This window comes from Streptomyces sp. CY-1 (assembly GCF_047218265.1).
Classification (GTDB): domain Bacteria; phylum Actinomycetota; class Actinomycetes; order Streptomycetales; family Streptomycetaceae; genus Streptomyces; species Streptomyces niphimycinicus.
The window spans coordinates 4,998,595-5,011,883 of sequence record NZ_CP178393.1 but is presented as its reverse complement, the minus strand read 5'-3'; the positions used below and the strand labels follow the sequence as shown (position 1 = coordinate 5,011,883).

Sequence of the window (13,289 nt, the reverse complement as noted above, 5' to 3'; positions counted from 1 at the left end):
GGTGCAGCGTATGGAGCTGCCGCGTCAACTGGTGGCTCACGCGGCGGAACTGACCGAAAGAGTGACGAAGGCCGAGCCGGAAGAGCGGCACGACCTCGCCCGCGGTCTGTGGAACCACACCACCCAGCGTCGCAAGCTCGTCACCCCGCTGCGCCGATTATTGGGGCAGATGGCGCACGGCAACCGCTGTTGCATGTACTGCTGCGACGACCTCAGTACGGACGTCGACCACTTCGAACCGTTGGCGGTCAACCCCTTACGGACCTTCGACTGGCTGAACCACCTGCTCGCGTGTACGGCGTGCAACAGCCATCACAAGGGGGATCGCTTCCCGCTGGACAGCGCCGGTGAGCCACTGCTCATCGATCCGACGCGGGAAGATCCGTACGAGCACCTGTACCTGGGCCTTGAGAACGGGGAGTACACGGGGCTGACGGACAAGGGGCAGGCGACCCTGGACGTGTGCGGGCTGAACAGGGACGAGCTGCCCGACGCTCGATGCGGCGCGCGGGATGTCGTGTGCATGTGCGTGAGCGCTTGGCAGCGGGGCCGGGAGAAGGGCAACGAGCGCAACATGGCAGTAGCCGTGCGCACCATCCGCGAGCAGCCTTTCGCTGACGTGGCCCAGTTCATGCTCCGACAGGCCGTCCTGCCGAAAGCCAGGGTCGCCTTCGCCTTCGATCTCGGGGACGAGACGCTCGATCTGCTGCGGGTTCCGGAGCTGCGCGCGGCCCTGCTCGTCTGACTGCGCCCGTCAGTTCTTGCGGTGGCCTATCAGCCGCGGCTTCTGCTCCAGACCGTCCAGGCCGTGCCAGGCCAGGTTCACCAGATGCGCCGCGACCTCGGCCTTCTTCGGCTTGCGGACGTCCAGCCACCACTGGCCCGTCAGCGCCACCATGCCCACCAGCGCCTGCGCGTACAGCGGGGCCAGCTTGGCGTCGAAGCCGCGGGCCTTGAACTCCAGGCCCAGGATGTCCTCCACCTGGGTGGCGATATCGCTGATCAGCGAGGCGAAGGTGCCCGTCGACTGGGCGACGGGGGAGTCACGGACCAGGATCCGGAAGCCGTCCGTGTACTCCTCGATGTAGTCCAGAAGGGCGAAGGTGGCCTGCTCGCACAGCTCCCGCGGATGGCCCGCGGTCAGCGATGTGGTCACCATGTCCAGCATCCGCCGCATCTCACGGTCCACCACGACCGCGTACAGCCCCTCCTTGCCGCCGAAGTGCTCGTACACCACCGGCTTGGAGACCCCCGCCTTCGCCGCGATCTCCTCCACCGACGTGCCCTCGAAGCCACGCTCGGCGAAGAGCGTGCGACCGATGTCCAGCAGTTGCTCCCGGCGCTCCTTGCCGGTCATCCGGACCCGGCGGGGCCGCCGGGTCCCGGATCCGGAGGGTCGGCCGGTCCGGGCCGGCCGGTCCTTTTCACCGCTGGTATTACTGTCGGTCGCCACGCCCTCCATCATGCCGCTCCGACGGACTCCTCCTGACGGCGGGCGTCGATACGGGCCTGGCTCGGCCATCGGACGTCATACGCCCAGCCCGCCTTCTCGAACCAGCGGATGATCCGGGCGCTGGAGTCGAGCTGCCCCTTCATCACGCCGTGCCGGGCACAGGTCGGATCCGCGTGGTGCAGGTTGTGCCAGGACTCGCCGCACGAGAGCACCGCCAGCCACCACACATTGCCGGAGCGGTCCCGCGACTTGAACGGGCGCTTGCCCACCGCATGGCAGATCGAGTTGATCGACCAGGTCACATGGTGCAGCAGGGCCACCCGTACGAGGGACCCCCAGAAGAAGGCGGTCACCGCGCCCTGCCAGGACCAGGTCGCCAGCCCGCCGATCACCGGCGGCAGCATCAGGGAGACCAGTGTCCACACCACGAACTGCCGGGAGACCGCCCGGACGGGGCCGTCCTTGATCAGATCCGGTGCGTACTTTTGCTGGGAGGTCTGCTCCTGATCGAACATCCATCCGATATGTGCCCACCACAACCCCTTCATCAGGGCCGGAACGGTCTCGCCGTACCGCCACGGGGAGTGCGGGTCGCCATCCGCGTCCGAGAACTTGTGGTGCTTGCGGTGATCGGCCACCCAGCGCACCAGCGGCCCCTCCACGGCCAGCGACCCCGCGATCGCCAGCGCGATCCGCAGCGGCCGCTTCGCCTTGAACGAGCCATGAGTGAAGTACCGGTGGAAGCCGATCGTGATGCCGTGGCAGCCGATGTAGTACATCGACACCATCAGCGCCAGATCCAGCCAGCTCACCCCCCAGCCCCAGGCCAGGGGAACCGCCGCGACCAGCGCGACAAAGGGGACGGTGATGAACAGGAGAAGGGTGATCTGTTCGATGGAGCGCTTGCTGTCCCCGCCGAGCGTGGCGGAGGGAAGCGGGGCCTCCTGGGCCTTCGGCGTGTCATCGACCACGTCGGGGCTTGCAGTCATGGGATCCCTCGTGGGGCTCGGGGCATGGCTACGGATCCGTAACCTACGGCGTCGTAAGTATGGCAGGGCCGGGAAGCGGGGCAATAGGGCTCTGGTCTCCCACAGGGTCGTGCCGCCTATCCTGGGGACGTCGGACAGCGCGGTCCGCACATGGCCGAAAGCACCGGGTCAGCAGCCCGCGGCGCCCGCCGCGCAAGCCCTGATGCCGCGCTTCGAACCCCGTTCACTGCAAGGAGCCCGCACCTGTGAGCAGTGCCGACCACACCAACGCCGCTCTGCGTGCCGACATCCGCCGTCTGGGGGACCTGCTCGGCGAGACCCTCGTCCGCCAGGAGGGACCCGACCTCCTCGAACTCGTCGAGCGCGTCCGCGCCCTCACCCGCAGTGACGGCGAGGCCGCTGCCGACCTGCTCGGCTCCACCGACCTCCAGACCGCCGCCAAGCTGGTCCGCGCCTTCTCCACCTACTTCCACCTGGCCAACGTCACCGAACAGGTACACCGCGGCCGCGAGCTGCGCACCCGCCGCGCCGCCGAGGGCGGCATCCTCGCCCGCACCGCCGACCAGCTCAAGGAAGCCGACCCCGAGCACCTCCGGCAGACCGTCGCCCACCTCGGCGTACGCCCCGTCTTCACCGCCCACCCCACCGAGGCCGCCCGCCGCACCGTCCTCACCAAGCTCCGCCGCATCGCCGAACTCCTCGACACCCCCGCCGTCGGCGGCGGCGACTCCCGCCGCGCCGACCTGCGGCTCGCCGAGAACATCGACCTGCTCTGGCAGACCGACGAGCTGCGCGTCGCCCGCCCCGAACCCGCCGACGAGGCCCGCAACGCCATCTACTACCTCGACGAACTGCACGCCGGCGCCGTCGGCGACGTCCTCGAGGACCTCACCGCCGAACTGATGCGCGTCGGCGTCGAGCTGCCCGCCACCACCCGCCCCCTCACCTTCGGCACCTGGATCGGCGGCGACCGCGACGGCAACCCCAACGTCACCCCCGAGGTGACCCGCGACGTACTGATCCTCCAGCACGAACACGGCATCACCGACGCCCTGGAGATCATCGACGACCTGCGCGCCGCCCTCTCCAGCTCCATCCGCAACACCGGCGCCTCCGAGGAACTCCTCGCCTCCCTCCAGCGTGACCTCGAACTACTGCCCGAGATCAGCCCGCGCTACAAGCGGCTCAACGCCGAAGAGCCCTACCGGCTCAAGGCCACCTGCATGCGGCAGAAGATCGTCAACACCCGCGAACGGCTCGCCGGCGACACCCCCCACCAGCCCGGCCGCGACTACCTCGGCTCCGGCGAACTCCTCGCCGACCTCCACCTCATCCAGGACTCCCTGCGCGCCCACCGCGGCCACCTCATCGCCGGCGGCCGCCTCGAACGCGCCATCCGCACCCTCGCCGCCTTCGGCCTCCAACTCGCCACCATGGACGTCCGCGAACACGCCGACGCCCACCACCACGCCCTCGGCCAGCTCTTCGACCGGCTCGGCGAGGAATCCTGGCGCTACGCCGACATGCCCCGCGACTACCGCCGCAAGCTGCTCGCCAAGGAACTGCGCTCCCGGCGCCCCCTCGCCCCCAGCCCCGCCCCCCTCGACGCCGCCGGTGCCAAGACCCTCGGCGTCTTCCGCACCATCCGCGACTCCTTCGAGCGCTTCGGCCCCGAAATCGTCGAGTCCTACATCATCTCCATGTGCCAGGGCTCCGACGACGTCTTCGCCGCCGCCGTCCTCGCCCGCGAGGCCGGACTCATCGACCTCCACGCCGGCTGGGCCAAGATCGGCATCGTCCCGCTGCTGGAGACCACCGAAGAACTCAAGATCGCCGACAAGCTCCTCGACGAAATGCTCGCCGACCCCTCCTACCGACGGCTCGTCGCCCTCCGCGGCGACGTCCAGGAGGTCATGCTCGGCTACTCCGACTCGTCCAAGTTCGGCGGCATCACCACCTCCCAGTGGGAAATCCACCGCGCCCAGCGACTGCTGCGCGACGTCGCCCACCGGCACGGCGTACGACTGCGGCTCTTCCACGGCCGCGGCGGCACCGTCGGCCGCGGCGGCGGCCCCACCCACGACGCGATCCTCGCCCAGCCCTGGGGCACCCTCGAAGGCGAGATCAAGGTCACCGAACAGGGCGAGGTCATCTCCGACAAGTACCTCGTGCCCTCGCTCGCCCGCGAAAACCTCGAACTCACCGTCGCCGCCACGCTCCAGGCATCCGCCCTGCACACCGCGCCCCGCCAGTCCGACGAGGCACTCTCCCGCTGGGACGCGGCCATGGAAACCGTCTCCGACGCCGCCCACGGCGCCTACCGCGCCCTCGTCGACGACCCCGACCTGCCCGCCTACTTCTTCGCCTCCACCCCCGTCGACCAGCTCGCCGACCTCCACCTCGGCTCCCGGCCCTCCCGCCGCCCCGACTCCGGCGCCGGCCTCGACGGACTCCGGGCCATCCCCTGGGTGTTCGGCTGGACCCAGTCCCGGCAGATCGTCCCCGGCTGGTTCGGCGTCGGCTCCGGCCTCAAGGCCGCCCGCGAAGCCGGACTCGACGGCGTCCTCGACGAAATGCACCAGCACTGGCACTTCTTCCGCAACTTCCTGTCCAACGTCGAAATGACCCTGGCCAAGACCGATCTGCGGATCGCCCGCCACTACGTCGACACGCTGGTCCCCGAGGACCTCAAGCACGTCTTCGACGTCATCCAGGAAGAGCACGAACTGACGGTACGAGAGGTACTGCGCATCACCGGTGAGCGCGAACTCCTCGACTCCAACCCGGTGCTGAAGCAGACCTTCCACGTCCGGGACGCCTACCTCGACCCGATCTCGTACCTCCAGGTCACCCTGCTCCACCGTCAGCGCACCGCGCGCGAACGGGGCGAGGAGCCCGACCCGCTGCTCGGCCGCGCGCTGCTCCTCACGGTCAACGGTGTCGCGGCGGGCCTCCGCAACACGGGCTGACCAGGGCGTACGCCCCGACACCGGGCGGGCCCGCTCCCTGTGGGGAGCGGGCCCGCCCGGTGTGTGTTGGGGAGTTGACGTTCCCGGGGGCTCCGCCCCCGGCCCCCGACAAGCAGCAGGCTCCGCCGCTGCCCTGCCCCAGGGGGGTGCGCCACCTCTTCCCCGCCGCGACGGCGAGGACCCCTACGGCGGAGTCCGGCGGTGCCGAACCAGGCGCGCCACGCGGGCGGTCACCCGATGGCGGGGTGGCGCCTGACGAGAGGCGAGCCCAGACGCGGGGGCGCCGGAAAAACGCTACAGCGTAAGCGTCGCGAAGGACGCGCCCAGCAGGGCCGCGCCCAACAGGCCCATCGTCCAGCCCGTGCGGCGCAGACCGAGGCCGCCCGCGACGATCAGCGAGGTGAGGAGGAGCGAGCCGCCGAAGGGGACCCACGCGTGGAGGACGCCCGCGGCACCCGTACGCACGGCGCGGTCCGTGCCCGGCTTGAGGACCACCGGAACCCGGTCGCCCGTCCCGTCCGTCACCGCCTTGTCGACCCGCACCCGGCCATGGGTCGCCCCACCCGCGCGGGCCGGCGCGAACGAGCCGGTGCACCAGTCGTCGCCGCAGTCGGAAACCGTCACGGTGCCGCGCTCGAGCCCCTTGGTGAGCATCGTCGGCTTGGCCTCATCCCAGGACGACCACACCCCGGCCACCAGGATCAGCAGCGCGACAAGCCCCATCGCCACGTTCCTCGCCAGCAACAGAAGCCCGTACGCGCTCTCGCCCGCCCGCCGCGTACGGCTGCGCTTGGTCACACCGGTGGAAGCCATGGCGGCGATCCTTGCCATCCCCGGCCGCCCGGTCAACCTTCCGCCGAACAAACGGGCGAACGGTGTTTTTCAGGAGTTGTACGTCCCCTGCGCGCGCTCCAGCCCATCCGCGATCAGCGTCTCCACCGCATCCGCCGCACGGTCCACGAAATAGTCCAACTCCTTGCGCTCCGCAGCGGAAAAGTCCTTCAGCACAAACGCCGCGACATCCATCCGACCCGGCGGACGGCCGATCCCGAAGCGCACCCGGGAGTAATCCGCACCCAGCGACTTGGTGATCGACTTCAGCCCATTGTGGCCATTGTCACCCCCGCCGACCTTCAACCGCAGCGCCCCGTAATCGATGTCCAATTCGTCATGGACCGCCACGACATGACCGACCGGCACCTTGTAGAAGTCGCGCAGCGCCGTCACCGGACCGCCCGACAGATTCATGAACGACATCGGCTTGGCGACCACGACCCGGCGGCTCAACGGCCCCGGCGGACCCACCCGGCCCTCGACGACCTGCGCCCGCGACTTATGCGCCTTGAACCGGGCACCCATCCGCCCGGCCAGCAGATCGGCCACCATGAAGCCCACATTGTGGCGATTGCCCGCGTACTCGCCCCCGGGATTGCCGAGGCCCACCACAAGCCAAGGGCTCGCGTCGTCCGTCATCTGGAAGTCTCTCCTTGAGGACGGCCGCCGCCCCACCACAGAGGCGGGACGGCGGCCGGAAAAGCGGAAGGGAGCAGCCGAAGACTACGCCTCGGCGCCCTCGCCCTCACCCTCGGCGCCCTCCTCGGCCGGAGCCTCGGCCTGGGCGGCGACCACCTGGAGCACGGCCGCGTCCTCCTCGACGGCCAGCGTCGTGCCCGCCGGGAGGGTGATGTCCTTGGCGTGGATGGTGGCACCCGCGTCCAGACCCGCGATGGAGACGGTGACCGACTCCGGAATGTGGGTCGCCTCGGTCTCGACCGGCAGAGCGTTCAGCAGGTGCTCGAGCAGGTTGCCACCCGGGGCCAGGTCGCCCTCGGTGAGGATCGGCACCTCCACGGTGACCTTCTCGCCCTTCTTCACCAGCAGCAGGTCGACATGCTCCAGCACGCCGATCTTGATCGGGTGACGCTGCACGGCCTTCGGGATGACCAGCTCGTCCTTGCCGCCCTCGACCTTCAGACGCAGCAGCACGTTCGGCGTCTTCAGCGCCATCAGCAGGTCATGCGCCGGAAGCGTGACATGCAGCGGGTCCACGCCGTGGCCGTAGACCACGCCGGGAACACGGTCGGCCGCACGGGTACGCCGGGCCGCACCCTTGCCGAACTCGGTACGGGGCTGAGCGGAGATCTTGACCTCGGCCATGGGGCACTCCTCGTAGATCATTTACGGTGTGTGGGCGTCACCCGGCCCACGACAGACCTTGCTACGAAGAGCGCGTCGATAACGGACAGCCGCGATAGAACGCGGCCTCCCTCGCCGAGCAACCCCACAATTCTACCAACGGTTGAGGCCACCCCCGTACGGGAGTGGCCTCCAGACCCGGACCGAGCAGGTTAAGCCGCTCACGCGTGCTCCTCGAACAGGCTGGTCACCGAGCCGTCCTCGAAGACCTCCTGCACCGCACGAGCGATCGTCGGAGCCATCGACAGCACCGTCACCTTGTCCAGCTCCACCTCACTCGGAGTCGGCAGCGTATTGGTGAACACGAACTCACTGACCTTCGAGTTCTTCAACCGGTCCGCCGCCGGACCCGACAACACACCATGCGTGGCCGTCACGATCACGTCCTCCGCACCATTCGCGAACAGCGCCTCCGCCGCCGCACAAATCGTGCCACCCGTGTCGATCATGTCGTCGACCAGCACACACACCCGGCCCCGCACATCACCGACCACCTCATGCACCGTGACCTGATTCGCCACATCCGGATCCCGCCGCTTGTGCACAATCGCCAGCGGCGCGCCCAGCCGGTCACACCAGCGGTCCGCGACCCGCACCCGGCCGGCGTCCGGCGACACCACGGTCAGCTTCGAACGGTCGACCTTCGCACCCACATAGTCCGCCAGCACCGGCAGCGCGAAGAGATGATCCACCGGACCGTCGAAGAAGCCCTGGATCTGGTCCGTGTGCAGATCGACCGTGAGAATCCGGTCGGCACCCGCCGTCTTCAGCATGTCCGCGACCAGCCGCGCCGAGATGGGCTCACGGCCACGGTGCTTCTTGTCCTGCCGGGCATAGCCGTAGAACGGAACGATCACCGTGATCGAGCGCGCGGAGGCCCGCTTCAGCGCATCGACCATGATGAGCTGCTCCATGATCCACTTATTGATCGGAGTCGTATGGCTCTGGATCAAAAAGCAGTCGGCACCGCGCGCGGACTCCTGGAAGCGTACGTAGATCTCGCCATTGGCGAAGTCGAATGCCTTGGTCGGGACCAAGCTGACGCCCAGCTCATGGGCGACCTCCTCGGCCAGCTCGGGGTGGGCGCGGCCGGAGAAGAACATCAGTTTCTTCTCGCCGGTCGTCTTGATCCCGGTCACAACAAGTCTCCTTGGATGTCGCTTTGGTGCACTTCTCACCGTACGCCCCGCACGGCGCACTTGTGCACATGTCACTGCTGACCCTCGTCCTCCCGACGAGCGGCCTCGGCGGCCCGTGCCGCGGCACTTCCGGGGCGCTTGCGGGCGACCCAGCCCTCGATGTTCCGCTGCTGTCCGCGTGCGACGGCGAGCGAGCCCGGGGGCACATCCTTGGTGATGACCGATCCGGCGGCGGTATAAGCGCCGTCCCCGATCGTGACGGGAGCCACAAGCATGTTGTCGGCCCCGGTCCGGCAGTGGCTGCCGATGGTGGTGTGGTGCTTGTTCACACCGTCGTAGTTCACGAAGACGCTCGCGGCACCGATGTTGGTCTGCTCACCGATCGTCGCGTCGCCCACATAGGACAGATGCGGCACCTTGGTGCCCGCGCCGATCGTGGCGTTCTTCATCTCCACGTACGTACCCGCCTTGGCCTTCGCGCCCAGCCGCGTCCCGGGACGCAGATACGCGTACGGCCCCACGCTCGCCCCCGCGCCGACCACCGCACCGTCCGCCACCGTGAACGCCACGACCGCACCCGCACCGACCGTGGTGTCGGTGAGCCGCGAATTCGGCCCCACCTCGGCATTCGCGGCCAGATGGGTCGCCCCCAGCAACTGGGTACCCGGCTGCACCAGCGCGTCCGGCTCGAAAGTGGCCGTCACATCGATCCAGGTGGTGGCCGGATCGACGACGGTCACCCCGCTCAGCATCGCGCGCTCCAGCAGCCGGTCGTTCAGCAGCCTGCGCGCCTCCGCCAACTGCACACGGTTGTTGATCCCGACGATCTCCCGGTGATCCGCCGCCACACACGCGCCCACCCGGTGCCCGGCCTCGCGCAGAATGCCGAGCACATCGGTGAGGTACTCCTCACCCTGACTGTTGTCGGTGCGCACCTTGCCAAGAGCGTCGGTGAGCAACTGCGCGTCGAAGGCGAAGACCCCGGAGTTGATCTCACGGATCGCCCGCTGCGGGTCGGTCGCGTCCTTGTGCTCGACGATCGCGGTGACGGCGCCACTCGCGTCGTCCCGCACGATCCGGCCGTAACCGGTGGCGTCGGGGACCTCGGCGGTCAGCACGGTCACGGCGTTCCCGTCGCCGGAGTGCGCCGCGGCGAGCCGCTGGAGCGTCTCGCCGGTCAGCAGCGGCGTATCACCGCAGACGACGATCACGGTGCCGTCGAGGGCGACCCCGCTGTCGGACAGCTCCTCCAGACCCATCCGGACGGCGTGCCCGGTGCCGTTCTGCTCATGCTGGACGGCGGTGCGCGCCTCGGCGTCGATCTCGGCCAGATGCGCGGAGACCTGCTCCCGGGCGTGGCCGACCACGACGACGAGATGCTCGGGCGAGAGCTCACGGGAGGCGGCGACGACGTGCCCGACGAGGGAGCGGCCGCAGAGGGCGTGCAGAACCTTCGGGGTCGCCGATTTCATGCGGGTGCCCTCACCCGCTGCGAGGACGACGACGGCTGCCGGGCGGTTGGCGCTCACGGGTGTGCCCTTCGGCTTCGGGGGTGGACACCCGCAGGATACCGAGAGGTTTCCGGGCGGAAAGGAAGGAGGGTCCCGAGCCGGACGGTCGGGACCCGGGAAAACGGAAGGTGAAGCTCCCCTGCCAGGACTCGAACCTGGAACAACCGGACCAAAACCGGTCGTGTTGCCGATTACACCACAGGGGATGGCAAAAGCGCCAAATCGGACAATCTGCTAGATCGTCGACCTGGCCCCCACCACTATGCCGTACCACCAGCCTTCAATGCGACGGTATAGGTCAGCGCTCTTGAGGACGCGGACCACCAGACAGCCCCGGTATCCCTCGCCCACGTTCTTACGAACCGTCTTCGGGTTGTGCTTCTTCAGCGTCGTTCTCTCGAGGGTGGTGACGTCCACGCCAATGAGCTCTGCCCAGTAGCGTTCCGCGTCGGCGACCTGGGCGGATTCGTGGATCATCACGCGATAGCGCAGCCGTTCGGGCTCGACGCCGAGCAGGGAAAGCCAGGCGAGATAGAGCTGGATCATGTCGGGGTCGCTGTTGATGAAGGTGGCTCTTTCGGTGGGATTGTGCGGCTTGCTCTTCGAACCCTCGGACCAGTAGAGCCCCACTCCCACCAGGAACAGCTCCCGGCCCGTCAGCTTGCCGACCTCCCTCGCCGCCGCGAGCTTCGTCCGCTGCCGCTCGATCTCCCGCTGTCGCAGCGTCGCCTCCCATCCCCGCTTGGCGATCGCCGAAGCCTCCTCCCGGGTGCGCGGCGGCCGGTCCGGTTTCGGCAGGTCGCGGACCCAGAGCGAGATGGAGCTCTTGGAGCAGCCGAGCTCCAGTTGGATCCTGTCGTAGGTCATCCCCCGTAGTCGCATCTCGCGCGCCCTGGCCCGGAGGTCGTCCTTGGCGTTGGGGCGCTTTGTCCACTCGGGTGGCGGCTCGCCCTCCAGGAGGCGGTTCAGGATGTCGTTGTTGCTCACCTTCAGCCGGTCGCGGATCTGTCTGCGGCTCATCCCCTCCTTCCGTAATGCGATCGCCCGTTCTCTCAGTTCTTCGAACGTGGTCGACCCGTCGAGGAGGCCGCCCATGCTGTCGCCGTCGCGGCGCCGTGGTGCGTTCATGGCCACAGGGTCGTTCGGCATGCGGACGCGCCGGGTCGAAAACGTGGGCGATTCATTCGTTCGAGTTAAATGGGCGGTTTTACCTGATGTTCGAATCTCTTGTGCGCCGCCGTGTCCCCGGGTAAAGCGCTGGCGCCCGGCCGTAGGCTGGTCGCTATGAGTTCGACGGGGGAAGAGGCGACGGGCGCGCGGGGCGTGCCCGTGGCGCCGTGGTGGTGGTCGCGGCGGCGGAGTATGGGGCTCGATGTCCTGCTCGCCGTGGTGTCGGCGGTGGAGTGTGCCGTAGAGGGTGTCTTCTTTGCGCATGAAGCCCGGATTCCGGTTGCCGCCGGGGTGCTGATGGGGGTGGTCGTCGGGGCCACGCTGGTGTTGCGGCGGCGCTGGGCGATCGCCGTGGTGCTGATATCGATCGCGATCACGCCCGCCGAAATGGGTCTGCTGCTCGGTGTCGTATCGCTGTACACGCTGGCCTCGTCCGAGGTGCCGCGCCGGATCACGGCGCTGCTGGCCGGGATGGCGGCGGTGGGGAGCTTCCTGGTCACGGTGATCGGCCTGCGGCAGGACAATCCGCAAAGTGGGCTGGGGACCTCCGTGTGGGAGGCCCCGATGTTCGCCATGGTGCTCACGTTGGGGCTGACCGCTCCGCCGGTGCTGCTGGGGTTGTATGTCCGGGCCCGGCGGCGGCTGGTGGAGAGCCTGCGGGAGCGGGCGGACGGTCTGGAGCGGGAGCTGTCGCTGCTGGCGGATCGGGCGGAGGAGCGGGCCGAGTGGGCGCGCAATGAGGAGCGGACCCGGATCGCGCGGGAGATGCATGACGTGGTGGCGCACCGGGTGAGTCTGATGGTGGTGCATGCGGCGGCGTTGCAGGCGGTGGCGCTGAAGGATCCGGAGAAGGCGTCGAAGAACGCGGCGCTGGTGGGCGATATGGGGCGGCAGGCGCTGACGGAGTTGCGGCAGATGCTGGGGGTGCTGCGGTCGGAGGATGGTCTGCGGGCTCCGGGTGCGGCGTCGGCGGCTGTCGCTTCGGGGTCCGGGTCCGCTGCCGGGGGTCCGGTCGCCGATGCGGCCGGGTCTTCTGCGGATGCCGACGGGTCGTCCGTGGATGCCGCGGGGTCTTCTGCCGAGGAGCGGCCGCTGGCGTCGGTGGCGGCCGCGGCGTCGGCGGCGGCGCGGGCCGCGGGGTCGGCGGGGCGGGATGCGGGGGCGCTCGGGGGGCCGCGGCTGGCGGAGCTGGAGGCGCTGGTCGGGCAGTCCCGGGCGGCGGGGATGGCGGTGGAGCTGTCGGTGGAGGGTGAGGAGCGGCGGTATGCGGCTCCGGTGGAGCAGACGGCGTATCGGGTGGTGCAGGAGGCGCTGACCAACGTGCATAAGCATGCTCCGGGCGCGAGTGCCCGGGTTCGGGTGGCGCATCGTTCGGCCGAGATCGCGGTTCAGGTGGAGAACGGGCCGTCGGAGCGGGGTGCGGCGGATGCCGGGCTGCCGAGCGGGGGGAATGGTCTGGTGGGGATGCGGGAGCGGGTGTCGACGCTCGGTGGGGGTTTTGTGTCGGGGGCCACGGAGGCGGGTGGCTTCCGTGTGTCGGCGGTGATTCCGGACGGCACGGATGACACGGATGATACGGATCACACCGACGGCGGGGATGAGAAGGATCACATGGGCCGCGGGGATCGGCCGGAGGGCCGTTTGGTGGATGGCACCGCGGCCGAGGGCCGCGGCGGGGGCGTGGAGCGGGCGCGGAGTGCCTGAGCGCTCCGCTGGAAGTGTCGCGATGCGTTGTCGGCCGACTGCGGCGCCGTCGTGGCTGGCCACGCGGCGGAGCCGCGCATCGACACGGCCCCGCGCCTCTTTGGGCGCTGCCCGAACCGTAGCGGTCTTCCTCTGACCTGCTCAGTGCCTGCGGCCGG

Annotated in this window: 11 protein-coding genes and 1 tRNA gene; 3 read left to right on the top strand and 9 right to left on the bottom strand. The window is 69.2% G+C overall.

Going from position 1 to position 13,289, the window contains the following annotated elements; all coding sequences use genetic code 11:
- The first annotated feature begins 1 nt into the window (after position 1).
- Positions 2 to 745, top strand: a complete 744-nt coding sequence (locus ACK1X7_RS21340; RefSeq protein WP_413115524.1) for a hypothetical protein — start codon at positions 2 to 4, stop codon at positions 743 to 745.
- Between the two features lie 9 nt (positions 746 to 754).
- Here the strand turns inward: ACK1X7_RS21340 and ACK1X7_RS21335 are convergent, their stop codons facing one another.
- Both ACK1X7_RS21335 and ACK1X7_RS21330 read right to left on the bottom strand, forming a co-directional pair.
- Entirely contained in the window at positions 755 to 1,462 is a 708-nt protein-coding gene (locus ACK1X7_RS21335; RefSeq protein WP_385151394.1) for a TetR family transcriptional regulator, read from the bottom strand.
- Positions 1,462 to 2,442 carry an acyl-CoA desaturase gene (locus ACK1X7_RS21330; protein WP_413115523.1) on the bottom strand — a complete coding sequence of 327 codons (981 nt, stop codon included), beginning with the start codon at positions 2,440 to 2,442 and terminating at the stop codon, positions 1,462 to 1,464. Before ACK1X7_RS21330 ends, ACK1X7_RS21335 begins: the two co-directional genes overlap by 1 nt.
- 245 nt (positions 2,443 to 2,687) lie before the next feature.
- Here ACK1X7_RS21330 and ppc point away from each other — a divergent pair, with 245 nt between their 5' ends.
- On the top strand, positions 2,688 to 5,411 hold the full coding sequence (gene ppc / locus ACK1X7_RS21325; protein WP_390792154.1) for a phosphoenolpyruvate carboxylase: 2,724 nt from the start codon (positions 2,688 to 2,690) through the stop codon (positions 5,409 to 5,411).
- 294 nt (positions 5,412 to 5,705) lie between these two features.
- Here ppc and ACK1X7_RS21320 read toward each other — a convergent pair whose 3' ends face one another.
- The 7 genes from ACK1X7_RS21320 to ACK1X7_RS21290 all read right to left on the bottom strand — a co-directional run bounded on the left by ACK1X7_RS21320 (position 5,706) and on the right by ACK1X7_RS21290 (position 11,352).
- Positions 5,706 to 6,224: a hypothetical protein gene (locus ACK1X7_RS21320; protein ID WP_385138756.1), complete on the bottom strand. Its 519-nt coding sequence runs from the start codon at positions 6,222 to 6,224 to the stop codon at positions 5,706 to 5,708.
- 69 nt (positions 6,225 to 6,293) lie between these two features.
- Positions 6,294 to 6,884 carry an aminoacyl-tRNA hydrolase gene (gene pth, locus ACK1X7_RS21315; RefSeq protein ID WP_385138759.1) on the bottom strand — a complete coding sequence of 197 codons (591 nt, stop codon included), beginning with the start codon at positions 6,882 to 6,884 and terminating at the stop codon, positions 6,294 to 6,296.
- A gap of 84 nt (positions 6,885 to 6,968) precedes the next feature.
- Positions 6,969 to 7,568 (bottom strand): 50S ribosomal protein L25/general stress protein Ctc, encoded by a 600-nt coding sequence (locus tag ACK1X7_RS21310; protein ID WP_390792153.1) that lies wholly within the window; start codon positions 7,566 to 7,568, stop codon positions 6,969 to 6,971.
- A gap of 200 nt (positions 7,569 to 7,768) precedes the next feature.
- Positions 7,769 to 8,746: a ribose-phosphate diphosphokinase gene (locus tag ACK1X7_RS21305; RefSeq protein ID WP_398158199.1), complete on the bottom strand. Its 978-nt coding sequence runs from the start codon at positions 8,744 to 8,746 to the stop codon at positions 7,769 to 7,771.
- Positions 8,747 to 8,817: 71 nt separating this feature from the next.
- The gene (gene glmU / locus ACK1X7_RS21300) at positions 8,818 to 10,275 is read right to left on the bottom strand and encodes a bifunctional UDP-N-acetylglucosamine diphosphorylase/glucosamine-1-phosphate N-acetyltransferase GlmU (protein WP_413115522.1); all 1,458 of its coding nucleotides are present in this window, start codon (positions 10,273 to 10,275) and stop codon (positions 8,818 to 8,820) included.
- 116 nt (positions 10,276 to 10,391) lie between these two features.
- A tRNA-Gln gene (locus tag ACK1X7_RS21295) sits at positions 10,392 to 10,463 on the bottom strand.
- 28 nt (positions 10,464 to 10,491) lie between these two features.
- Positions 10,492 to 11,352: a hypothetical protein gene (locus ACK1X7_RS21290; protein ID WP_385138915.1), complete on the bottom strand. Its 861-nt coding sequence runs from the start codon at positions 11,350 to 11,352 to the stop codon at positions 10,492 to 10,494.
- Between the two features lie 189 nt (positions 11,353 to 11,541).
- On the opposite strand from ACK1X7_RS21290, the gene ACK1X7_RS21285 reads away from it, so the two are divergent.
- On the top strand, positions 11,542 to 13,131 hold the full coding sequence (locus tag ACK1X7_RS21285; RefSeq protein ID WP_413115521.1) for a sensor histidine kinase: 1,590 nt from the start codon (positions 11,542 to 11,544) through the stop codon (positions 13,129 to 13,131).
- Positions 13,132 to 13,289 lie beyond the last annotated feature (158 nt).

What these genes read in the sequence shown, in the direction of transcription:
- ACK1X7_RS21335 (WP_385151394.1), bottom strand. Translation starts at nt 1,462, where the DNA reads ATGGAGGGCGTGGCGACCGACAGTAATACCAGCGGTGAAAAGGACCGG.
- ACK1X7_RS21330 (WP_413115523.1), bottom strand. Translation starts at nt 2,442, where the DNA reads ATGACTGCAAGCCCCGACGTGGTCGATGACACGCCGAAGGCCCAGGAG.
- ACK1X7_RS21320 (WP_385138756.1), bottom strand. Translation starts at nt 6,224, where the DNA reads ATGGCTTCCACCGGTGTGACCAAGCGCAGCCGTACGCGGCGGGCGGGC.
- pth (WP_385138759.1), bottom strand. Translation starts at nt 6,884, where the DNA reads ATGACGGACGACGCGAGCCCTTGGCTTGTGGTGGGCCTCGGCAATCCC.
- ACK1X7_RS21310 (WP_390792153.1), bottom strand. Translation starts at nt 7,568, where the DNA reads ATGGCCGAGGTCAAGATCTCCGCTCAGCCCCGTACCGAGTTCGGCAAG.
- ACK1X7_RS21290 (WP_385138915.1), bottom strand. Translation starts at nt 11,352, where the DNA reads ATGGGCGGCCTCCTCGACGGGTCGACCACGTTCGAAGAACTGAGAGAA.
- ACK1X7_RS21285 (WP_413115521.1), top strand. Translation starts at nt 11,542, where the DNA reads ATGAGTTCGACGGGGGAAGAGGCGACGGGCGCGCGGGGCGTGCCCGTG.